Source organism: Rhizobium phaseoli (genome assembly GCF_010668805.1).
Taxonomy (GTDB): domain Bacteria; phylum Pseudomonadota; class Alphaproteobacteria; order Rhizobiales; family Rhizobiaceae; genus Rhizobium; species Rhizobium phaseoli_A.
This window is the reverse complement of record NZ_WUFT01000028.1, coordinates 18,282-39,525: the sequence shown is the minus strand read 5'-3', so window position 1 is coordinate 39,525 and position 21,244 is coordinate 18,282. Positions and strand designations below refer to the sequence as shown.

Here is a 21,244-nt window from a genome sequence, read left to right as displayed (position 1 = left end):
CGCTTCCGCAAAAACCTGAACCGCTCTAAACGAACATATCGAGTTTTTCGATTTCACCGTCGTCGCCGAACTCGACGAGTTCGGCGACGAAGCTCGGCAGGTAGCCGGTGAAGGCATGCACTGCCTGGCCACCGGCGCGGCCGACCAGATGGAAGATCGGCTCGACGATGACGAGACCGGTATCCGGATCGATGCCGATCACCTCGGATATTTCGGTCACCGCGCGTCGGCCATTCGCCAGGCGGTTGAGCTGGACGACGAGCTCGACGGCGGCGACGATCTGCTGGCGGATCGCCATCACCGGCAGCGAGCTCTGGCCCTGCAGCACCATCACCTCCAGGCGGGTCATCATGTCCTGCGGCGTATTGGCATGCGCCGTCGTCATCGAGCCGGCATGGCCGGTGTTCATCGCTTGCAACATGTCGATCGCCTCGGCGCCGCGGCACTCGCCGACGATGATGCGGTCGGGGCGCATGCGCAGCGCGTTGCGCACCAGATCGCGGATGGTGACGCTGGTTTCGGACTCCGCCGTCTTCGGCCGCGATTGCAGGTAGACGACATGGATGCCGTCGAGCTGCAGTTCCGACGTGTCCTCGACGGCGACGACGCGCTCGCCGATCGGGATGAACTGCGACAGGCTGTTTAAGAGCGTCGTCTTGCCGGAGCCGGTGCCGCCGGAGACGACGATATTCTTGCGCGAGCGGACGGCCGCCTCGAGGAAGGCGCGCATCGGCTCGCTGAGCGCGCCTGCCGTCACCAGCTTGGAGATGTCGAGCCGCGACTTGCCGCCGAATTTGCGGATGGTCAGGCAGGCGCCCTTGACCGCCAAAGGCGGAATGACGGCGTTGACGCGCGATCCATCCGGCATGCGGAAGTCGGCCATCGCCTCGCTCTCGTTGATCGAGCGGTTGGAATCGACGGCGATGCGCTCGATCACCTTCATCAGCTGCCGCTCATTGGCAAAGGCAAAGGGATAACGTTCCAGCAGGCCGAATTTTTCGACATAGATCTCGTCATAACGCGTCACCATGATTTCCGAGATGACGTCGAGATCCATCAGCTCCGAGATCGTGCCCCAGCGGTACATCAGCTCCTCGATATTGGAGCGCAGGTGCATATGGGCGATCTCGTAGCGGTCGCCGGCATTGAAGAGGGCCTGGCGGGACTGGAAGGCGGCGCTGAAGCGGGTGTCGAGCTGGGCGAAGTCCGATCGGGTGGATTCGAAATTCAGCTTGAGCTGCAGCGCCGAGATCAGCGCCTTGCCGACGTCGAACAGGCGGCGATTGTCCTGCTCCTCGCGCGACAGGCTGGCGGCATTCGACGAAGCATCGCGCCGCCCGGTGCGGGCAATACGTTTTGCCAGCCAGCGATAGACGGCGTTCTTGATGACCAGGACAACCAGATCCTGCGGTGCGCCGTCGAGCGCCTCCTTGATGAACATATCGAGCCGTTCGCGGATGCGGTTTCGCGTGTCCTCGCGGCCGAAATCGGAGGATTTCACCAGCCGGTCATATTGCGTGTCTTTTAGCAGTCGCTCATGGACCTCCATCTGCAACGCCAGCACCCGCTCCTGGTCCGGAAACTGCGTCACCACTTCGGCGGCCGCGGCCGGCTCAACCAGTTCGATCGTGACGTTCGGCACCCAGATCGACATGCCGGCCGAGACCGCCACCGGCGTGCCGGCCCGCAGCGGCTGATCGTCGACCCGCGTCGGATTGCGGCCGTGATGCTGCACCGACCAGCCCTGGCCGGATTTGCGCAGCACGAATTGCGGCGAGGAAACATGGCTGCCGCGCAGCCGCACGACCCCGGCACCGGCCGGCAGCGTCAGCGTGCTGCTTTCGCCGACGAAATAGGTCTCATTCGAAGAAAGCGGGATAACCTCCCGCCCGCTGCCGTCCTCATAGGATATCTTCAACAGCATGGCTTATTCCCCCGCAACGCTCACATGCGCGTCCAGTTGATGCTCGGCAGTTCCTCGACACTATTGTCGGCCGGATTGCGCAGCACCAGGTTCAGGCTGCCGTTCGACTGGCCCATGGCAAAAATCAGCATCTCGGCTTCCGCCGGCGTCACTTCGACGGTCACGTTATTGTAGGTGCTGTTGGCCTTGGTGATGGCACCCTCCGCCGTCGTCGCCGCGCCGACGGCCAGAACTTTGACGTTCTGCAGGAAAGTGCGGGTGACGACGCGGGTGCGCGAGCTGATGCCGAGTTTATAGTCTTGCGCCTGTTTGCGGTAGGCATTGACATCATTCTCGTCGGCGCCTGGATATTGGGTGAGATAGTTCTTCAGCATCTGCTCGACCGGCGATGGCGGCTGAGCCGGAGCCTGCGGCTGTCCGGTTGCAACAGGCGCTTGTCCGGGAACGGCGGGTGCCTGGCCGGGGGCTCCCGGCTGGGCTGCGGCGGGTGCCACCGGCTCGACCGGCTCATCGACCGTGCCGAGGATATCGACATAACTGCCCGGCTCGACAAAGTGGCCGACGGCTGCGGCGGCATTGACGGGAAGGGTGAGCGCCCGTTTGCCGGGCGCGATCATCGTCGTCAGCCGGCCGCCGTCATTGTCGTCGAAATACTGGAAGAGCAGCACCGAGCCGGCCGGAATATCGGCGGCGGCCGTCCGGTCCTTCAGCCATTCCTGGTAGGCGCTGGCAGCGGGAACCGCGAGCTTGGCAAGCGCCCCGAAGCTTTCCGGCAGCATGACCGGTTCGGCGAGCATATCGGGCGTGATCGCCTGACCGCGCGTCACCTTTCTGTCGGGCTGGAGCCGCATGAAGGCATAGGCCACCTGCTCGTTCTTGACGCTCTCGGTCCAGAAGTAGAGCAGAACGCCGGTGATGAGCCCGACGATGACAGCCGCGATGAGCTTCCAGTTCATGGTGTTATTCCCTCTACGAAGGGTTGCCTGATTTGAATGACCTCGACGGTCCGGCCGTCGGTTCTGCTGCTGGTATAGAGAACATTGGCCTCGACGCTGCCGCGCCGGCCATAAAAGGCAATGACCCCGCCGCGCTCAGCCGGCGGCGCTTCGATGGTGAAGCCGTCACGGGCCAGCAGATCGGCGCGCGTATCGGACCAGCGTGCGGCCGATAGCCGGCCTTTCGATACGACCGTGCGCGAGGTGTGGCCCTTGTCGCGGTCGCCGATATCGCTCAGCACCTCGACACCGGCCGGCGGACGCAGCGACTGCGGCAGCTTGCTGACATCGGCGGGCGCCGCAAAGGCCGGCAGCGACGACGCCACGTCCTCGAAGCGGCTCATCAGCACCTCTGTGGTTGGGGCATCGGCGGGCCGGCGGATCATGATCGAGACGCCGGGGATCGGCGCTTTCGCCGAGGGATTTGCCGGATCCTGCTTCTTGAGATAATCGAGCGCCGCCTCGCCATCGCCGTCGAAGAAACGAACCACCACGGCAAGATCCTCGCGGATGCGGCTTACCTTCGGGACGATCAGCATGTTGGCGGCGATGACGGCTGTCAGTTCCTGGCTGTCATTGCTTTTCGGCAGGGCAGGCCGGGTATCGGCGGCCAGCACCCGCAGCCATTCCTCGGTGATATCGGAAATGCTATGATCGCTCTGGTAGGGGGTGAACGCGAGCGGCTGGCCGTTGATGACGAGATCGCGCGGCGAACGTTCCGGCGCGCCGAGAATGCCGGCCAGCATCGAATTCAGCGTCGCCCGGAAATCCTTGTAGACCTCGGCGCGGCCTGGTGTGGCCAGGACGACGACTGCGAGCCCGATGACTAATGCTATGCCCAGGAAATGAAAGGAGATGCGCGCGCCCTGTGTCATCTTATTTCGCTCCCGGAAAGACGCCGTCGAACAGATCGCCGGAATCGTCGGCCACATCGCGGATTTCCCGGCGCAGCGTCGGGTCGTAGCCACGGCTGGTCGTGTCGTTGTTGTGCGAAGCAAACAGTGTTGCATCGTCGACGGTGAACGCATCCTTCCAGCGGATGCTCCTGATCGTATCGAGGTCATCGGAATCCCTGAACTTGTAGACGCGGTCGGCCGTCGCGGTGACGAGCTGCGGCTTTTCATTGGCGAGGTCGCCGACCATGTCGCCGAAGTCGCGACCGTCGCTCTTCAGGGTGTTCTGGACGTCATCCCAGATAAAAGTTCGCTGAGGGTCGCCGTCGCCTTCATGCGAGGGCGTGCGCGAGCAGCTCATGGCGTCGCGTCCGGGCAGCGCCGGCAGGGAGGGGAGCGGGAAGACGTTCGAGAAATCCGACGTGCAGTCCAGCCCATTCGCCTCGGCGAAGGCGGCGTTGCGCATGGCAAGCATGGTGTCCACCTTCTTGGTGGCAATCCGGTTGGCATGGATCATGAAAATCACGATCAGCAGGATGACCGGTGCTGCGAGCACGAATTCGATCGAGGCCAGGCCGCGCCTGTCGCGGTGCAGCCGCATCAGCAGGCCGCCAGCCGGCGCACCGCCGGCATGTTCAGTGGGTGTTGACGGCAGCCCAGGCATTGGCTCCTCCCTTGTCGAAGACGCGGGTCAGGCCGGTGAAACTATCGGCGGCCGGGCTCTGCTTGATGGTGTTCGAAACCTCGCCGGTATCGTCGGCAAGCGTGGCGGGCGCAAGCGAGGCCAGCCAATCCTGGGTGTAAAGATCGAAGGCCGTATAGTTGTGGACCCAGCTCTGCGCCAAAGCATAGGCGGATGGGGTCTTGTCCTTGAAGATGCGGATCTGCAGCCGGGCCCGCGGGGCGCGTGAAACGATCGTCAGCGTCTGGTAGTCGTCGAGCTGCTCGCCGCCAAACGGTGTGAAGTTGAAAGGTGTGCGTCCCTTCAGCCAGTAGGGCTTGGGGAAGGAGACGACGGGCAGTGCGCCTGCCATCGAAATCGCAGCGCCCGCCGGGCTGCAGACCCCATCCCAGATCGTATCGAACTTGCGGGTGAAATCGTTCTCGTCCTTCGTCTGTGAGTCCGAATAACGCGGCGGAACATCGATCGGCAGTTGGAACGGGTTGGTGATGCCGAAGCCGACACCGAAGACCTTGTCGGCGAGCCAGAAACTGACATCGAGCGCTGCTTCTTCCAGCCAGCTCAGATCGCCGGCATATTGTTCGACAATCGCTTTGAACGGCACCTTGCTCAGATAGGCCGGACCGAAGGCTTCGTAAAAGATGTAGAAGTTCACCAGCGCATTGTCGATGCCACTCTTGTGGTTGACAAAGTCGCGAATATGGCTGCCGTCGACTCCGCCCGCAGTCAGCGGACCCTTGCCGTTGGGGAAGCCGCGATTGGCATATTCGCCACGCATCAGAAACGGGTCCTGTCCCTCCGTACCCCTGCTCATCGCAAGGCACATTTCAGCATAGGCCGAGGCGGGATTGATGCCATCGCGATCGACCGGCAGGTTGCCGCCCGCACCTTCTCCGGCCTGGTCGCAGGATTGGCACGGCGGATGGAAGACGACGTGATCCGACTTGTTCAGGCGCACCAGATGCAGGGCCTCATTGCCGACCCGCTGCGGAAAGCTCTCGACGAGATAGTCGTTGAGGTCGTTCATCGCGTCGATGATGTCGCTGGACTTCACGATCAGGCCCCAGGGATCATAATCGATCTGCGCTTTTACCGTGTATGCAATCGCAAGACTGGCTTCCGTCGCCCGGAATCCCTGGAAAGCCAGGCAAGCGCCGTAGATGATGCCGCCGACGATCGGGACCTTTTCCCAGCCGGGGCAATAGGGCATCGGCGGAAGCGGCGGCAGAAGCGACGCCGGTCCGAAGCCGTCCGTGAAGGAATATTCGGCGAGTTTCGCCAGGATGGCCGTCGAGCGCAGCGCCAGTTCCGCCGAGGTGAGCTGGAAGGCGACCGAGGTCGCCATGACCACGGTTGCCTGCGAGGAGGCGACATTGTTCATCGCCATGATGTTGAGATAGCGTGCTTCCCAGTCGGCATGGACCATAGCGGCAGCGTCAGCCGTGTCCTGCGTGCGTTGCTTGTCGTAGATCATCTGTCCCGTATTCAGGATCCAGACGATCATCAGGGCGAGCGCGATCGTCATGTAGAGGATGATCGGCGACAGGAAGCCGCGTTCGTCGCGGTGCAGGCGTTTGATCAGGGTCGGTGTCATAGCAGGTTCACCTCCGCCGTCGAGATCGTGTAGTAGCGGCCGTCTTTCCTCTGGCCGCGGGCAAAGACCCAGCCGGCATATTCGAGCAGCAGGAAGCGCGCCTCGACCTTGGCGGTCACCGGCACATGTGGCGAGCGGTTGATGGCGGCATAGAGCGCCATCGGCGCGCGGTCGACGGTCACCGTGACGTTCTGCGGGTCGAACATGTAGCGAGCCTGGTTGCGCATCGCCCGCCAGTTCTTCGAAAGGCCGGAGGCATCGGCAAGGCTTTTCAGCGCCTCTTCCGGGGGCTGGCAGGCGCCGACACATTTCAGCTGGTCGTAGGGGGCGGCCGGGATCAGCGCCAGGCGGGCGGCAAGATCGGCCTTCCCGGGGGCGGCGTCGTCATCGCAGGTCTTAGCGTCGATGAAGCTCCGGAGGGTGATCGGCAGGGCCGGGCAGAAATAGACGCGGGCACTGCGGGCCGCCGCATAGGCGGCATAATGGGTGAAGAGGTGGTTTTTCGCCAGGATCGCGAACTGGAACACCACGAACATGAAGAAGACGAAGACCGGGGTGACGAGCACGAAATCCATCATCGTCGTGCTGCCGGAAATATCGCCATGCAGCTCCGATATCCGGCGCCGGCGAGCGGAAAGCCGCGGCAGCAGCAGCATCGAGGCAAACAAAATCATGGCGACCGCAAAGGTGCCGAAGAGCGCGCCGTGATCCTCAGGGATCCAGAAGGTCCGTGAGTGCAGGATCGAACTCCAGAAGGCACCGTCGAAGATGGGGCGTTCGAGTTCAGCGCGCATTGCCGTTACCTCACGAGTGAAAGAGGGGTGAAATCAGGCATGAAAAGGCACCAGAGAAGTCCGAGAGCGGCAGCAACGCCGAAGCGGACGGTATGATGTGTCTCGCGCGGCTTCAGCACCGATGCGGCATCGCGGAAACCGGCAGGCAGGAGCAGGGCGAACAGTCCGACGTTCCTGGCCAGCACGGTCCACTGAACACGCCGCGCCATCGAGAAGACGGCGATCACACCGCCGACCATCAGCGATGCAAGCGTCACGTCGATGGCGGGCCAGAGGCCGAGAATGGCGCCGAGCGCCGCCATCAGCTTGACATCGCCGCCGCCGCAGCTTCCGGCTGCGAAGGCGATGATGAAGATCATGCCGGCGGCAATGAGGCCGGCAAAGGCAAGGCCGATCCCGGCCAGACCGCCGCTGACTGCCGCCAGCATGAAGCCGGCAAGCAGGCAGGGATAGGTCACGGCGTTCGGGATGTGACCCTGGCGATGATCGAGCACCGCCGCGGTCGTGGCGCAGGCGACGGCAAGAGCCGCCGCCGCAGGCATCAGGGTCAGATCATAGGTCGTATCCATGATCCCGGCCCGCTTATTGACCCGGCTCGGGAATTCTCTCGGCATCCGAGAGCGCCGTGTTCTTTTCGTTGAACCATTCGCCGATCTGTTTGCCGAATGCGAGAAGGATCAGCATCAGCGGAATGACGATCAGGGCGACGGCGAGGACGATCTGGGCCATGTCGCCGCGCTCGTCCTGGTGAAGTGCAATTGCGAGAGTCTTGAGTTTTCCAAACATCTGCGTATTCCTCGTTCCTAGGTTTGTTTCGGATCGAAGACCTGAGAGAAGATTACCAAGCATACGGTATCGATCCGAACCAGCACGTTGCTCGTTCCAATGATATGTTCTGCTTCGGCTTTTCTTCCCCGGCGGCCAACGCTTGTTGAGCAACACCATTAAGACCCAAGAGTGCGCCCAAGGCCAGCCCTCCGTCAAGCAAACGAAACGAAGGGTTCCAATTGCCTTGGAGGCATGGCGTTGGAAAATTGAGTTGACGCCAGGATTTCGCAACTAACCGATTGAACACGCTGCAGTTTTTCAGGCAGATTCGAAGTCTGTGGCGACGTTATGCACCTTTGTCTACTGCTCCATAATTGGTCAATTCTTTCAAAGCGATAGAACAATGCGCCTGCAGGGGGTCCTGCGAGCTGTCTCAGCGCGACGCGGCCATGGCGTTGCTTGACGATCTGGATTAAGCTTTCCTGCAATGGCGGGTATGATCCGCTAGTCGATCCGGAGAGAAAACGATGGAAACGATGAGCAGCATCTTGATACTTGCATTGGTCCTCATTCCACTGATGATGTTCTTTCCGACCGCGGTTCAGATGATGGCGACATTGTTCGGCATGAGCACGGTTCTAGTGGGGATGCCGCTCTGATGAAGGCCGTTTCCGACGACGCCGCCGAACAGGCGACCTTCCAGGTCCTGACCCGGGCACTGGACAAGCTCTTGGGCCCGATCCGCTTCCTGCTCGACGATCCGAGTGTTTCCGAAATCCTGATCAACGGCACATCCGACATCTTCGTCGAAAGACGCGGCAAGCTCGAACGCGCCGATACACGTTTTGCCAGCCGCGAGGACCTGGAATCGGCTGCGCGCAGCATCGCGCAATTCTCCGGCAAACGGCTGACGCCGGAAGAGCCGAGCGTCGAGGCGCGTTTGCCGGACGGTTCGCGCGTCCAGATGATCCAGCCGCCCGCCGCCCGCACCGGCCTCTGCATCTCCATTCGCCGCTTTTTGAAGGAACATCGCAGCATCCGCGACCTCGTCACCCAGGGCAGCCTGACCGAGGCGTCGCTGTCGCTGCTGCAGTCGGCCGTGGGGCTGCAAAAGAACGTCATCATCTCCGGCGGCACCGGCACTGGCAAGACGACGATGCTGAACGCACTGTCGGAAGCCTTTGCCGACCACGAACGCATCATCGTCATCGAGGACACCTCGGAACTGCAGATCCGCAAGGAGCACGTCGTCTATCTCGAAGTGACGAAGCCCGACCGTTTCGGCCGCGGCGGCGCCAGCATCCGTGAGCTGTTCCGCTCGTCGCTGCGCATGCGGCCCGACCGCATCATCGTCGGCGAGTGCCGCGGCGGCGAGGCGCTCGATATGATCCAGGCGATGACCTCCGGCCATAGCGGCAGCCTATCGACCGTGCATGCCAACACGCCCTACGACGCCCTGCACCGGCTGGAAACGCTGGCTCTGATGTCGGATATCGATATGCCGCTCCGGCCGCTGCGCGCTCAGATCGCCTCGGCGGTCGACGTCGTCGTCCAGATCGCCCGCTTCAAGCGCACCGGACGACGCCGGGTGATCGAGATTTCCGAGATCAAGGGCCTCAACGAGGACGGCCAATATATCGTCGAGAGCATCTATAAGCTTGAGGGCGACGGCCATTCCAACTCCGACGGCGCCCTGCTCTGGACCGGCGTCGTGCCGAGTTTCGCTTCCGATGCGGTGGAAGAGCTGCAAGGCGCAGATCCCTCGGAGTGGATGAAGGCCTCTTCAAGCTTGGTAAGAAGCTGAAGCGTCTCGAAGACGAGAACGCTCGCTTCAACGCGACGCACTCATAATGCTGCCAGCAAACGAGCTGAGCATAACTGCGTAGATGTTACGGGTTTGCCAGAGGGATCGGCGACAAACAGTCTCTCTCCTTTTGCTGAGGATCACCATACGATACCTCCAGCTGCGACCAATGCTTCCACTTTCCAGGCACGGGCATCCAAGCAGGCAATGCATCGCTCGTACATGATCGTCGCTGCCCGTTCGTGTGATGAAGCGTCATGTTAAGGCCTCCGATTCTTCGCCACTAGGAGCGAAGTGCGCGAGGTGCAGGACAGGAAGAAGCCATGACCCGCTACCGGCATGCCGAACGTGTCCTTTTTCGACCCGGTGACTGCTCCCCGAAGGTAACGATGACTCAGCGGCTGTGCAATTCCTCGCCTTGAAGGGAACCCAACCACCGACCCTCAGTAAGGGCTGGTGCATCTTTGATTTCGATGCGGTTGATGCGTTGACATCCACGCTGTGAGCGATGAGCTAACGTCAACCTTTGAAACGAAGCGCTTCGACGAGCAGAGCAAACGCAGCTGTGTGTTGGCGTCTACTCGGATAATACAGGTGATAGCCCGAAAAAGGCTGGCACCAGTCATCAAGCACCCTGATCAATCGGCCGTCCGCGACGTATGGGGCAACCTGGCTTTCGAACGTATAGGCAAGCGCCAGCCCATCCAACGCAGCTGATTCCAGCATGAGACCATCGTTCATAATCAGCGGACCGTTCATTCGGACTTGCAGTTCCTCGCCGTCGCGCTCGAATTCCCAGGCATACAACCCGCCGCCTGTCGTCTGTCGATAGCTAACGCCCAAATGCTCGCCGAGGTCCCGAGGTGTTTGCGGGATTTTCCTGTTCTTGAAATAGGTTGGTGAGCCCACAACTGCCATACGAAGGTCGGGCCCAATCCTGACCGCAATCATATCTTTTTGAACCTGTTCTCCAACGCGAATCCCGGCATCGAAGCGGTCCGCGACAATATCCGTCAGTCCCTCGTCGAGAATTATCTCCATTTCGATGTCTGGATATTCCGCCAGGAATTTCGTCACAACCGGCCAGAGCACGCTGGTGGCAGCATACCGAAACGTCGTGATGCGGATCGTGCCAGAGGGTTTGTCACGAAGTGCGGTAATTGCCGCGATCTCATTCTCAATGTTTTCGAACGAGGGCCGAAGGTTTCGTAGCATCCGCTGACCGGCATCCGTCAGCGACAGGCTTCGAGTGGTGCGAGAGATCAGCCGCACTCCGAGTTTCTGTTCGAGCATCCTGACCGAATAACTGACAGCGGACTGAGACAGTCCGAGCTTGGCGGCCGCGCGCGTGAAAGTCCCGGCTTCGGCGACGGCAATAAAGGCTGCAAGTTCGCTAAAGTCGCCGTTTCTCATTCATCGATCCTGTTTCTAGCTTCAGGCTGATTATACCGTATGGCGACTGTTCGTCTCCGTCGTATTCGCCTCACAACACATTGAATTGTCGTGAGCGACTGGTCGCCGAAGGCGGTCGGCTCGGCCTAGCCATGCGCCAGCCTTCGCGAAGCCAGAAACGCATGGGTGCACTATTTCGGGCTGTGATGGTCGAAAGTATCGGTGACAAGAGTAAATGCCATCTGACGATCTGCGTCGGGCGGCTCGATCCTAAATTCCGCGGATTGTTAGGGCTGATGGACAGAGTATGCCTGAGCGACGTCTGCCACCACCGAAAGTGCAAGAGCATTCGCATCGCGCGTTGGTCCGAACATCCCAATCGGCGCCTTGATCCGGTCTGTCTGAGCGCGCGTAAAGCCAATTGCCAACAGCGCCGCGCAACGGCGCTCATGGGTTCGTTGGCTGCCGAGTGCACCGATGTAAAATGGCTTTGCGCGCAGGCCTGCCTTCAGCCAAGGCAGTTCCTGGTCGAGATCATGATATAGCAAAGCGACAGCTGTATCCTGGTCGATGGCGCCGGTGTCGAAATCTCGGGATGTCTGATCGAAGGACAGGACTTCGAATTCCGAGGCAAGAGCAACCCTGGATGTTGTCGCGAGTTCGATCCCGCGTCCGCAGAGGACCAGCCGGAGGTTTGGTCTATAGGAACGCAAGAACGATGGACCACTCCAAACGCCCGCTACTTTCTCCTGCGACTTGACGGCACTTATCGTTTGGGTGCCAGGGTCATAACGCAGCGCGATCCTCTTGCGCCTTTGGAGCGCCGACAGAATTTGACGGAGCGGCTTCACGTCCTTGACGACATGAACCGCCAGTGTGATGCCCCCGCCGCATGGGAGTATGATGTCGAAGAACTGTGAGCCTTCGCCGAGGCGGAGGTATCTGTCGATACCTTTATTAATCGCTGCAATCGCCTCTGCAGCTACCGCAGCTTCCGTACAGCCGCCGGAAACATAGCCGCAATAACCACCATCGCCACGAACGGCCATCTGAGCGCCGAGTGCGCGGGCAGCACCGCCGCGGATCTCGACAAGCGTCACCAATGCGCTTCCGTATTTCGTCCCGGCGCCATCGGCCGCATAGTTGACGATCGCCTCAGGGTCATCGGTCATGAAGGCGCAGAAGGGTAAGGCGGGCGAGTGGAGCAGGGAAAACGAGGTCAGCATGAAGGGTCCTAACGAATGAGACCGCTACGGCAAGGCTTTGCCACAGCGGTCGTCTTTTCAAGCCAGCTTTTCGAGGGTGATCGGCAGGCTGCGGATTCGCTTGCCCGTCGCATGGTAGACGGCATTGCCGATGGCAGGGGCAACTCCAACAACGCCGATTTCGCCAACCCCCTTGCCGCCAAGCGCCGTTGCCTGCATGTCGGGAATACCAACGGAGATCACCTGGATATCGGGGACGTCTGCATTGACCGGCACGGCATAGTCGGCAAAGTTTGCGTTGACTGTCCGTCCATCCCGCTGGTCGACATATCCTTCTTCCAGCAGCGTCTGCCCAATCCCCATGACTATGCCGCTGATCCACTGGCTTTCGGCGAGCTTCGGATTGAAGATCCTGCCGCTGTCGAAGGCCGAAACCATGCGCTTGATACGGATCGTGCCAAAATCCTCGTCGACGCGAACTTCGACGAAATGGGCACACCAGCTATGGGCCGAAACGCCCCCTTCGACGGCGCCTTTCAGTTGGGCAAAACTGCGGTCGGCGGCATTTTTCGTGTCCTCGGTGGCGCCTGGAGCAAAGGTATTTCCCTCTATCTCCAATTTGTCCTTGCCCACGGCCTTCAGCAACTCCGCGATGCTGATGCCACCCGCCGGTCGACGGCTCGGGCGTATTGCGCCGTCCTCGAAGGTCAGTTCGGCCAGTTTCAAGGACTGCAACGGCGACTTCGGATCGGATGCGGCAAGGTTCAGCAACGCATCGCGCGCGTTCCTGGCAGCCTTGTCCACGGCACCCGAAAGATTATTGGCCTGCTGGGAGCCTCCGGCGAGCGCCGATCTCGGGAGATTGGTATCGCCCAGCCGCACAACGATAGTCTCGACGGGAACGCCCAAGGCATCCGCGGCGGTCTGGGCGAGGATGGTATAGGTACCCGTTCCCATGTCGGTGGCTGCGCTGAGGACCTCGATTTGCCCGCTGGCATGGAAGACAAGCTTGGCTTCGCTGGCAGTGCGGATCATCGGATAGGAACCAGCGGCCATTCCATAGCCAATGAGCTCGCGACCTTCGCGCATCGAGCGTGGAACCGGGTTGCGCTTCCACCAGCCAATGCCTTCAGCGCCGGCGGCATAGGCTTCCTGCAACTGCCGCGTGGTCCAAGGCATGCTGTTGCTGGGGTCGATCTCTGCCCAATTGGCAAGGCGCAGAGTGACCGGGTCCATGTTGAGCGCATAGGCCAGCTCATCGATCGCGCTTTCCAGCGCATATGCACTAGGGTTCTCGCCCGGACCGCGCTTCCAGCCGGGCTGGACGGTATTGACAGGCACGACATTCAGACGCGTCGAGAAGTTCGGCGTCGCATACATGATCTTGGTCACGTTGTTGCAGGCCTCGACATGGACTTCGTCGATCGCCGTCTCATTCCAGCTCTCGTGGACGATCGATGTGATCTTTCCCTCCTTCGAGGCGCCGATGGAAAGCGTCTGCCGGGTTGCCGGACGGCCGCCGAGGCCCGTAAATGTCTGGGGGCGGGTGAGCGAAACTTTGACGGGCCGGTTAAGCTTGCGCGAAGCAGCGCAGGCCAGTCCGACATGGGGATGGGCGCCGATCTTAGACCCGAAGCCACCACCGACATAAGGCGAGATCACCCGCACGTTTTCTATATCGATGCCCAGGAATTCCGCCACGACGCTTCTGGCGCCACCAACCCACTGGCTGGGCTCCCAAACGGTGATCTTGCCATTATCCCAGGAGGCGATGGTCGCATGCGGCTCCATCGGCACGTTGTATTCCCGCGCGGTCGTATAGGTGACATCGACCTTGACATCGCCGCTGGCCAACCCCGCCGCCGCATCGCCCCATGCCGCTCCCATCGGTTCGATGAGCTGCGCCTTTGCCTTGGGATCGTTGATGTCGAGAATGGCATCGCCGTCCTCGTACTCGACCGTGAGAAGGCCTGCCGCTTCCGTCGCGGCTTCAAAGGTTTCTGCAACCACGAGGGCGATATGCATGCCGTTGAACCGGACGACACCGTCCTGGATCGGCGTAAATTCCTCCGTGGCGCCGCCGCCCTTGCTGTAGACGGTCGGCTTGTTGATCTTCAAAGTATTCTCGTGGGTGTAGACGTCGATGACGTCAGGCACAGCTTTGGCGGCCGAGGTGTCGATATTGACGATGCGCCCTGCCGGACGGGTCGACTGGACGGTCACGCCATAGGCCATGTTTTCAAGCTTCTGCTCAATGGCATAACGGGCTTGGCCGGAGACCTTCAATGGACCTTCCGCGCGGGAAAGACGGGAACCAAGAGCTGGCATCTTTGCAGCGGCCGGTTCGGCGGCAAAAGCGCCTGGCGCGAGGTTAACACCAGCGCCGGCGACAACAGCGACGCCGGCGCCGAGTTTCATGACGGTGCGGCGGTCGAGTGCGAAATCGTTCTTGTCTGTCATGCGATATCTCCTACCGTCATCAGGGCGCGGGCCACGACCTTCGGTGTCAGCTCGATCTTAAACGCATTGTGTCCGCTCGACTTTGCGCCATCGATGGCGGCTGCAGCAGCAGTCCGAAGCGTCGCCTCGTCGAGAGGCTTGCCCTTCAGCGTGTCTTCTACAGTGCGCAGACGCCAAGGTTTGGTTGCCACGCCACCGACGGCAATGCGCACATCGCGGATCGTCTTGCCGTCGTCTTCGAGTTCAATGCCGACGGCGGCGCTGGCGGCGGCGAACTCGTAGGATGCGCGATCACGGACCTTGAGGTAATGCGAGCGCTTCAACGCGGCGACACGCGGGATCTCGATGCCGACGATCATCTCACCGGGTGCAAGGTGGTGCTCGATATGTGGGGTCTGGCCCGGTAGCAGGTAAAAGTCATCGACGGGAATGCGGCGCTCAATCGATCCTCGAACGAGCACGGTGGCGTCGAAAGCCACAAGCGAGACCGCAAAATCGCCGGGATAGATGGCGATGCAGGCGTCGCTGGTGCCGAGCACAGCATGGTTGCGGTTGACACCCTCCAGCGCTGCGCAGCCGGAACCTGGATTGCGCTTGTTGCAGTTCGGATAGGCTCCCGGGTCGCGGAAATAGGTGCAACGGGTTCGCTGCATCAGGTTGCCGCCGATGGACGCCATGTTGCGCAGCTGCGCCGAGGCGGCTCGCCAGAGACTTTCGGACAGCGCTGGCGCGGCATCCTTGATGTCGGCGTGATCGGCAACCTTGCTCATCTTTGCAAGCGCGCCGATCCGGATGACATCTGCCGATACCTCGATCGCGTCGAGACCGGACAGTCGGGTGATATCGACCAGGTGCGCCGGGCGCTCGACATCCAGTTTCATGAGATCGAGCAACGTGGTGCCACCCGCAAGGAAGCTTGTTTCGGGCTTGGCGGCCTCGGCGATGGCTGTGGACGTGTCTTCAGCCCGGAGATAATCAAAGGTTCTCATCGTGCTGCCTCCTTCTTAAGGCGGCTTGCAGCATCGCGCACCGCGGCCACGATATGCGGGTAGGCGCCGCACCGACAGATGTTGCCGCTCATGTACTCACGGATATCCTCATCCGTGCCGGCATGGCCTTCGCGAATACAAGCGACGGCCGACATGATCTGGCCAGGCGTGCAGTATCCACATTGGAAGGCATCATGTTCGATAAAGGCGGTTTGAACCGCATGCATCACACCGTCGGAGGACTGCAGGCCTTCGATCGTCGTGACCGGACGGCCTTCGGCCTGGGCCGCCAAGGTGAGACAGCTCAGGACACGCTGGCCATCGACGTGAACGGTACAGGCGCCGCATTGTCCGTGATCGCAGCCCTTCTTCGTTCCGGGCAGATCGGCATGCTCGCGAAGCGCGTCAAGCAACGTCGTTCGTATGTCGAGTTGGAGGTCATGGCTTTTGCCATTCACCTCAAGCGATAATTGTCGGGCAGTTGACATCTCGTCTCCTCTCGAACCCAGGTATCGACGATCGAACCTAGTGCCATTGATGACGAGCGATTAGTCGTTCCTGACTGCATGAGGTTAGAAAGGGGATTGCTAAATCGGAGGGATGTCGCCGGGATCAGGATGAGGTCGGCAGACAGAAGGGGTCATTATCGGCCGCGCATTGGCCAAAATCGGCGTGGCGTTTGCCATGGTTCCAACCTGACTGTTCATGGCGAGGATTCAGAATGCGATATCACCTATGCCTGACAATTCACCGCGTGATCCCTGGAGCGCCGCGATCTCTCCTGTAAAGGCCGAGCAGCTTGAGGCTGTAATGCGAGATTATAGCGCACAGTGAGATGATCGCCGCATGCCGCAGAATAAATTCGGCTCGCGCGGCCTCGAAGTCCCGGAAACTGAAGGCCGTCTCCATCCGAAGCTTGGGTCCGATATCGATAACGAAAAGGCTATGAATGCCGTAGATCGCAATCAGAAATGCCATGCCGCGCATAGCAACGGTCTGAATTCGGGTATTCTTCTCTACTTGCAGGGCCTGTCTCACAGCCCGCATGATCATCGACCATTGCAGCCCCACATGAAGGGCTGCAATCAAGAGTACGAGATAGGCGATAAGCGCGTGGATCTGTCGCGCGATGAAGCTGCTGCGAAGTGACAGGAAGTCGAAGACGGTCTGCGAAATGATGACGCTGGTGATGATCAGCCCCACCATCATAACCAAAAGACAGAGTGTGATCGTCTTGCTGAAAATGCTGCGCGGCTCCCGCCAGCCTTTCGTCACGACGCCGTACCAGCGCCGGTTAAAGACGTTGTGGCTGATCAGCAGAACGAACATCGCGGTGCCGATAATCTCGTGGGCTGCGTTGCCGAACCAATTGTATGCGAAAGCGGCCAGCAACAGGCTGACCGCGAGCAGGTCCAGGATCAATCGAAAGAGAAAAAGCGGCGTCAAGGAAGGTAAGCCCGCATTTTTTCGGTCGTGAACATGAAATCATTATCGACCTGCCCGCCATGGCACGACTGACAGCGATCGGCGATTGCTTCCCGCTTGACCTGTCCGTTGGTATCGAACTGCTGGAAATGCCAGTCGCCGGTCCGCTCGTCCTCGGAGGAGGCAAGGCCCCAATCGACTCCTTTTTCCATGACGAAATAACCACAAGCTTGTAATCGGTCCATATTCCGAGCACCAACTGGGTGCCTGGTGGCAAAGGCTGGCCGGACTTAGCGATCGCTATGGTTTCGCGAGTAGCAAAGGCCTCTTCTTTAGAAGATCCGCGGTCATAGGTGCCGTACACCACGTATTCTTTGAAATTTTTGGGGAAGGTCGCACGATTGCCGGTTGCCTGCGCTAGCGCTTGGCCGCCCATCATGCCTGTACTGGCGATTGCGGCAAATAAGCAGATGATGCCAGCGATGCCTGCGCGGACCGATCGTTGTCTCGATGAAGGCATTCAGGGTCCTCACGTTGAGTTTGGGGAGTAAATGGACACAGACATTCAATCGTAAGATTACCCTGTCGCGCCCCGGCGCATTAGACACCTTCGTTTGCATGGGGTTAGAAAGCAGCCTTCTAAATCGGTTGGTCCAGCGACTGGCTTGTCCGTTTCCGCTTCAAACGAAATTGCGCGGGGCCCCCAGTTCTACGGACCCATCCGATGGTAGAACCGAAGAGAGTAGTCGAGGAAGCATGGAACAACGCAAAGGCGTTTCGGTCGGAGCCATCTTGCTGGCGGCTGGACAGGCAAAGCGCATGGGAGAAAACGGCCAGCACAAGCTGCTGGCTGAGTTCGATGGCGTGCCGCTGGTGCGGCGTTCCGCAATTGTATTGCTAGCCTCCAATGCTACGCCGGTCGTTGCCGTGACGGGCCATCGGCAAGGAGATATCGAAGAGGCCTTGACGGGCCTCGATATCGCCACCTTGTTCAATCCGTCTTACCTGATCGGCATGGCGAGTTCGGTGGCTTGCGGGGTCTCGCATCCTCAACTTGCTGAGTGCGATGGTGTGCTTGTCATGTTGGCAGATATGCCCGGCATCGTGACCGGGCATATCGACAGTTTGATACAGGCCTTCCAGAAATCCGGTGGGGAATCGATTGTGCGGGCCAGCTTTTGCGACAAGCCTGGACATCCCGTCTTGTTCCCCCAAGTGCTCTACGACCGCTTGATCAGACTGTCAGGCGATGTCGGGGCACGAGAGTTGATTGCCGATAGCAAACTCCCGGTCATCACGATCGATATCGGTCCGGCCGCTTTGCTTGATGTCGATACGCCGACGGCCATTATTGAAAATGGAGGCGTGTTGCGTGGCTGAGCCGCGTCAATAGACCGTTTGGCAGGTTCCACCTGGTCCGCCGTCGGTTAGTTTCTCCGTTGCCCGCGCGGATGCATTCGCCGCCCAGATCACAGAGATGTTTGCATCCGGTTTCCCGCGCACTTTAAGACATCATCGTGACGGCTATACCAATGCATGCTTCACGTAGCCGACAGGCCGAGGCACGTCGCCTTGCCGCTCATTCATAAACCTGGTTTCTAAACTCATGCGGAATTGCGTGGGTTATCAACAATCTGGATTTGGCCAATAACGCTCGTATGAATTGATCCAAAGCTGTCCTCAAGGACGCAATCAGGAACTTATGAAGATGTCATACGATCCAAAAGACTATCATGTCGATGCGCTCAGCCTGGGTTCCGGCGTGCTGCTCGTTGCCGTCGTTCTTCGCGGCATGGCGCTCGCAAGTCTGGATCTGCATGGGACGGTGCAGGCAGGCTGGTCCGCGATGGCTGGTGAAATGGGTTCAGTGAAAGTCACGCAGTGCACCTAAGCAACGTAAATGCGAGGCACCGGCAGGGCAATGGTATCGAGCAGGCTCGCTGTGTAGTTTGTGATCGCAGGCGGGATCGCCGTTGGAAACCTCTACTGGGCACAGCCGCTCCGGAACGAAATCGCCACTGCGCTTCAGGTATCGACTCGAAAAGTCGGCTTGCTGGTAACAATGACCCAGATCGGTTACGCGGTCGTGCTCCTAATCGTCCTCTTGGTGACATGCTCTCGCGGTGGACGGCTGTTCAAGACCAGCTCTGCTCGTCGACTTTGGCGATGGTAGAATTCAGAAGCATGAGCGGGTCGCTTGTGGCACCCGCTCACAGTGCTTTCAAGCCTGTGTGTCGAAGGCAAGAGAGCTGGACAGTTCCTTGTGGGCATCGATCTGCTGCTGCACCAGGGCAAGCTTCTGTTCGACCATGCCGACAGCGTCGGCGCCGGCGATGAAGCGGCGGGGCAACTCGGGCAGGTTGACCAGCGTGATCAGGGCCTGTGCGAGCTTGGCCGGATCACCCGGCTGCTGGCCGTTGGCGGACTTCCAGCCAGCCATGTTCTGGGCTCGCCGTTCGGCGTAGTCGCTGACGGCGGACGCAGCATATTGGGTTGAATCCTCGCTCAAAAGCTCCGTGCGGAAGAAGCCGGGATTGACGATCATGGTCTCGACACCAAGTGGCGCCACTTCCGGCTGCAGTGACTCGATCCAGCCATCCAGCGCAAACTTTGCGGCGGCGTAGGCGCTGCAGAATTCAAAGCCGACCAGGCTTGCCGTTGATGAGATGGATACGATCTTGCCGGCCCCCTGGCGCCGCATAACTGGCAGCACGGCGCGCGTGACATTCATGGGGCCGATGAGACCACTCGCCAGTTGCAGATCCATCTGCTCCGGTGTCAGATCCTCGAAATAGCCGGCGTAGAAGCTTGCGGCATTGTTGACCAGCACATCGAGGCGCCCGAAACGCTCGGTCGCTGCGTTGACGGCCGACACCGCGTCGACCGGCTTCGTCACATCAAGCGTGGTCACCAGCAGATTTTCCGACGGTCCGATTGCCTCGGCGACGCGCTCTGGCTTGCGGCCGGTGGCAACCAGCTTGTCGCCGGACGCCAGAACCGCTTTGGCGAAGTCCAGGCCCATGCCGCGGCCGGCGCCGGTGATCATCCAAACTTTACTCATAGATCTTTTCCTTGGTATCAGATCCCGTTCGGGTTGACTGGTTCGCCAACACCGCCGGGGTTTGGGAGGAGGTACTAGGCCGTTGCTTTTTTTGATACTTCCGTGCGGTCGTCCCTGACGTTGAACCAGCCTGTGGCGGCCTGAATGACGCCCCACAGCTTGCCAGGAATCTCGATCTCAGGAACTTTCGAAGTTCTGACCTCCACCTCGATCTGATCTTCGCTACCATTCTTCGACAGCTCCACCCAGTTTGGATTGATGACCAGTCCCTGGCCGACCGCCACGAGCGAAAGACCGAGGTCAAGCGCGCTCTTTGCCTGGTCAGGTGTCCTGACCTGGCCGGCCGCGATGACCGGGACCCGTCCTGCCACGCGGGTGGCGATAAGCTCCGCGATCGTGCGATCGTCGCCGCCGTCTACGGGCTTTGCTTCAAGCACGTTGCTCAGGGACGCGTGGACGTAATCCACGCCGGTTTCGATAAGACGGTCGATCAAACCGTAGGCGTCATTGATACGAAGACCGCCCTCTTCGGGTTCCTCGGGCGAAATTCGATATCCCAAAAGGAAGGGCCGCTTCGCAAATTCGCTAATGACCCGCTTGACCTCGATGACAACGGCGATCGGAAAGCGCATGCGGTTTTCGGGCGACCCACCCCACTCGTCGTCACGCTGATTGGAAAGCGGCGAGAAGAAGTTCTGAAGCAGGAAACCGTGTGCGCCGTGGAGTTCAATACCGTCGAAGCCGGCTTCGATGGCGCGGCGCGTGGCGGCGCCGAAGGCAGAAATCACGTCGAGGATTTCATCATGGCTCAAGGGGCGCGGTATCACTCCAGCGGCGTTGAAAGGACCTGCAGCAACCGGGACAGAGCTGGCGCTCACAATATCCTCGGCAGGTACCAGACTTGCCTCGGCCTTGTTGCCGGCGTGGAAAATCTGAAGCACCGCTGGCGCTCCGCCGCTTTTGGCGGCTTCTGCCAGCCGGCGCAAACTTGGTGTGAATTTGTCGTCATAGGACGCGAACTCGCCGGTGAAACCAATACCATTCGCTGTAACGTGCGTGCAACCTGTCAGCACCAGGCCAACACCTTGTGCCCTACGCCGATAGTAGCCCATTTCCTCGTCGGAAACGGTACCATCGTCGTTTCCTGACCAGGTGGTCATCGGCGCCATGACGACATGGTTGCCGAGGGTCAATCCATTCGTAAAGGTAAACGTTTCGAAGAGTGGAGCGTTCATGATACGGAGTCTTTCTTGCGGTG

The 21,244-nt window shown here is 60.2% G+C and carries 20 protein-coding genes; 3 read left to right on the top strand and 17 right to left on the bottom strand.

Going from position 1 to position 21,244, the window contains the following annotated elements:
• Nucleotides 1–25: 25 nt before the first annotated feature.
• The 8 genes from GR197_RS28965 to GR197_RS28930 are packed head-to-tail and all read right to left on the bottom strand — an operon-like array spanning nt 26 to nt 7,668.
• Entirely contained in the window at nt 26–1,924 is a 1,899-nt protein-coding gene (locus GR197_RS28965) for an ATPase, T2SS/T4P/T4SS family (RefSeq protein WP_164015856.1), read from the bottom strand.
• Between the two features lie 20 nt (nt 1,925–1,944).
• Nucleotides 1,945–2,880, bottom strand: a complete 936-nt coding sequence (cpaB, locus tag GR197_RS28960; RefSeq protein ID WP_164015854.1) for a Flp pilus assembly protein CpaB — start codon at nt 2,878–2,880, stop codon at nt 1,945–1,947.
• Nucleotides 2,877–3,794, bottom strand: coding sequence for a hypothetical protein (locus GR197_RS28955; protein ID WP_164015852.1), 918 nt, complete (start codon nt 3,792–3,794; stop codon nt 2,877–2,879). The genes cpaB and GR197_RS28955 overlap by 4 nt, the downstream gene beginning before the upstream one ends.
• Nucleotide 3,795: 1 nt before the next feature.
• On the bottom strand, nt 3,796–4,476 hold the full coding sequence (locus GR197_RS28950) for a TadE/TadG family type IV pilus assembly protein (RefSeq protein ID WP_164015850.1): 681 nt from the start codon (nt 4,474–4,476) through the stop codon (nt 3,796–3,798).
• Entirely contained in the window at nt 4,448–6,088 is a 1,641-nt protein-coding gene (locus GR197_RS28945) for a pilus assembly protein TadG-related protein (protein ID WP_164015848.1), read from the bottom strand. Before GR197_RS28945 ends, GR197_RS28950 begins: the two co-directional genes overlap by 29 nt.
• Nucleotides 6,085–6,882: a TadE/TadG family type IV pilus assembly protein gene (locus GR197_RS28940; protein ID WP_164015847.1), complete on the bottom strand. Its 798-nt coding sequence runs from the start codon at nt 6,880–6,882 to the stop codon at nt 6,085–6,087. The genes GR197_RS28945 and GR197_RS28940 overlap by 4 nt, the downstream gene beginning before the upstream one ends.
• Before the next feature lie 5 nt (nt 6,883–6,887).
• Entirely contained in the window at nt 6,888–7,451 is a 564-nt protein-coding gene (locus tag GR197_RS28935) for an A24 family peptidase (protein ID WP_164015845.1), read from the bottom strand.
• A gap of 13 nt (nt 7,452–7,464) precedes the next feature.
• A complete protein-coding gene (locus tag GR197_RS28930) occupies nt 7,465–7,668 on the bottom strand; it encodes a hypothetical protein (protein ID WP_007628054.1) in 204 nt (67 codons plus the stop codon).
• Between the two features lie 493 nt (nt 7,669–8,161).
• On the opposite strand from GR197_RS28930, the gene GR197_RS28925 reads away from it, so the two are divergent.
• Nucleotides 8,162–9,454, top strand: a complete 1,293-nt coding sequence (locus GR197_RS28925; protein WP_348643312.1) for a CpaF family protein — start codon at nt 8,162–8,164, stop codon at nt 9,452–9,454.
• A 519-nt stretch (nt 9,455–9,973) separates the two neighbouring features.
• Here GR197_RS28925 and GR197_RS28920 read toward each other — a convergent pair.
• From GR197_RS28920 to GR197_RS32555, 7 genes are all read right to left on the bottom strand, one after another.
• On the bottom strand, nt 9,974–10,867 hold the full coding sequence (locus GR197_RS28920; RefSeq protein WP_164015843.1) for a LysR family transcriptional regulator: 894 nt from the start codon (nt 10,865–10,867) through the stop codon (nt 9,974–9,976).
• Between the two features lie 266 nt (nt 10,868–11,133).
• Complete coding sequence (locus tag GR197_RS28915; protein WP_164015841.1) at nt 11,134–12,072, bottom strand: XdhC family protein; 939 nt, start codon at nt 12,070–12,072, stop codon at nt 11,134–11,136.
• 57 nt (nt 12,073–12,129) lie between these two features.
• Nucleotides 12,130–14,511, bottom strand: coding sequence for a xanthine dehydrogenase family protein molybdopterin-binding subunit (locus GR197_RS28910; RefSeq protein ID WP_164015840.1), 2,382 nt, complete (start codon nt 14,509–14,511; stop codon nt 12,130–12,132).
• Nucleotides 14,508–15,500, bottom strand: coding sequence for an FAD binding domain-containing protein (locus GR197_RS28905; RefSeq protein ID WP_164015838.1), 993 nt, complete (start codon nt 15,498–15,500; stop codon nt 14,508–14,510). The genes GR197_RS28910 and GR197_RS28905 overlap by 4 nt, the downstream gene beginning before the upstream one ends.
• Entirely contained in the window at nt 15,497–15,988 is a 492-nt protein-coding gene (locus tag GR197_RS28900; RefSeq protein WP_164015836.1) for a (2Fe-2S)-binding protein, read from the bottom strand. The genes GR197_RS28905 and GR197_RS28900 overlap by 4 nt, the downstream gene beginning before the upstream one ends.
• A 259-nt stretch (nt 15,989–16,247) precedes the next feature.
• On the bottom strand, nt 16,248–16,922 hold the full coding sequence (locus tag GR197_RS28895; RefSeq protein ID WP_246724725.1) for a DUF4405 domain-containing protein: 675 nt from the start codon (nt 16,920–16,922) through the stop codon (nt 16,248–16,250).
• A gap of 20 nt (nt 16,923–16,942) precedes the next feature.
• Nucleotides 16,943–17,137: a cytochrome P460 family protein gene (locus GR197_RS32555; RefSeq protein ID WP_246724724.1), complete on the bottom strand. Its 195-nt coding sequence runs from the start codon at nt 17,135–17,137 to the stop codon at nt 16,943–16,945.
• 544 nt (nt 17,138–17,681) lie between these two features.
• Between GR197_RS32555 and GR197_RS28885 the strand changes: the two genes are divergently transcribed.
• A complete protein-coding gene (locus GR197_RS28885) occupies nt 17,682–18,305 on the top strand; it encodes a nucleotidyltransferase family protein (RefSeq protein ID WP_164015832.1) in 624 nt (207 codons plus the stop codon).
• Nucleotides 18,306–18,633: 328 nt separating this feature from the next.
• Complete coding sequence (locus GR197_RS28880; RefSeq protein ID WP_164015831.1) at nt 18,634–18,816, top strand: hypothetical protein; 183 nt, start codon at nt 18,634–18,636, stop codon at nt 18,814–18,816.
• Between the two features lie 330 nt (nt 18,817–19,146).
• On the opposite strand, the gene GR197_RS28875 is transcribed toward GR197_RS28880, so the two are convergent.
• Both GR197_RS28875 and GR197_RS28870 read right to left on the bottom strand, forming a co-directional pair.
• Nucleotides 19,147–19,986: an SDR family oxidoreductase gene (locus tag GR197_RS28875; RefSeq protein ID WP_204330452.1), complete on the bottom strand. Its 840-nt coding sequence runs from the start codon at nt 19,984–19,986 to the stop codon at nt 19,147–19,149.
• 74 nt (nt 19,987–20,060) lie between these two features.
• Nucleotides 20,061–21,221, bottom strand: a complete 1,161-nt coding sequence (locus GR197_RS28870) for an NADH-dependent flavin oxidoreductase (protein ID WP_164015830.1) — start codon at nt 21,219–21,221, stop codon at nt 20,061–20,063.
• Nucleotides 21,222–21,244: the final 23 nt, after the last annotated feature.

What these genes read in the sequence shown, in the direction of transcription:
- GR197_RS28900 (WP_164015836.1), bottom strand. Translation starts at nt 15,988, where the DNA reads ATGTCAACTGCCCGACAATTATCGCTTGAGGTGAATGGCAAAAGCCAT.
- GR197_RS28880 (WP_164015831.1), top strand. Translation starts at nt 18,634, where the DNA reads ATGTCATACGATCCAAAAGACTATCATGTCGATGCGCTCAGCCTGGGT.
- GR197_RS28915 (WP_164015841.1), bottom strand. Translation starts at nt 12,072, where the DNA reads ATGCTGACCTCGTTTTCCCTGCTCCACTCGCCCGCCTTACCCTTCTGC.
- GR197_RS28920 (WP_164015843.1), bottom strand. Translation starts at nt 10,867, where the DNA reads ATGAGAAACGGCGACTTTAGCGAACTTGCAGCCTTTATTGCCGTCGCC.
- cpaB (WP_164015854.1), bottom strand. Translation starts at nt 2,880, where the DNA reads ATGAACTGGAAGCTCATCGCGGCTGTCATCGTCGGGCTCATCACCGGC.
- GR197_RS28905 (WP_164015838.1), bottom strand. Translation starts at nt 15,500, where the DNA reads ATGAGAACCTTTGATTATCTCCGGGCTGAAGACACGTCCACAGCCATC.
- GR197_RS28875 (WP_204330452.1), bottom strand. Translation starts at nt 19,986, where the DNA reads ATGAGTAAAGTTTGGATGATCACCGGCGCCGGCCGCGGCATGGGCCTG.
- GR197_RS28870 (WP_164015830.1), bottom strand. Translation starts at nt 21,221, where the DNA reads ATGAACGCTCCACTCTTCGAAACGTTTACCTTTACGAATGGATTGACC.
- GR197_RS28965 (WP_164015856.1), bottom strand. Translation starts at nt 1,924, where the DNA reads ATGCTGTTGAAGATATCCTATGAGGACGGCAGCGGGCGGGAGGTTATC.
- GR197_RS28930 (WP_007628054.1), bottom strand. Translation starts at nt 7,668, where the DNA reads ATGTTTGGAAAACTCAAGACTCTCGCAATTGCACTTCACCAGGACGAG.
- GR197_RS32555 (WP_246724724.1), bottom strand. Translation starts at nt 17,137, where the DNA reads ATGGAAAAAGGAGTCGATTGGGGCCTTGCCTCCTCCGAGGACGAGCGG.
- GR197_RS28910 (WP_164015840.1), bottom strand. Translation starts at nt 14,511, where the DNA reads ATGACAGACAAGAACGATTTCGCACTCGACCGCCGCACCGTCATGAAA.
- GR197_RS28955 (WP_164015852.1), bottom strand. Translation starts at nt 3,794, where the DNA reads ATGACACAGGGCGCGCGCATCTCCTTTCATTTCCTGGGCATAGCATTA.
- GR197_RS28945 (WP_164015848.1), bottom strand. Translation starts at nt 6,088, where the DNA reads ATGACACCGACCCTGATCAAACGCCTGCACCGCGACGAACGCGGCTTC.
- GR197_RS28940 (WP_164015847.1), bottom strand. Translation starts at nt 6,882, where the DNA reads ATGCGCGCTGAACTCGAACGCCCCATCTTCGACGGTGCCTTCTGGAGT.
- GR197_RS28950 (WP_164015850.1), bottom strand. Translation starts at nt 4,476, where the DNA reads ATGCCTGGGCTGCCGTCAACACCCACTGAACATGCCGGCGGTGCGCCG.
- GR197_RS28935 (WP_164015845.1), bottom strand. Translation starts at nt 7,451, where the DNA reads ATGGATACGACCTATGATCTGACCCTGATGCCTGCGGCGGCGGCTCTT.
- GR197_RS28885 (WP_164015832.1), top strand. Translation starts at nt 17,682, where the DNA reads ATGGAACAACGCAAAGGCGTTTCGGTCGGAGCCATCTTGCTGGCGGCT.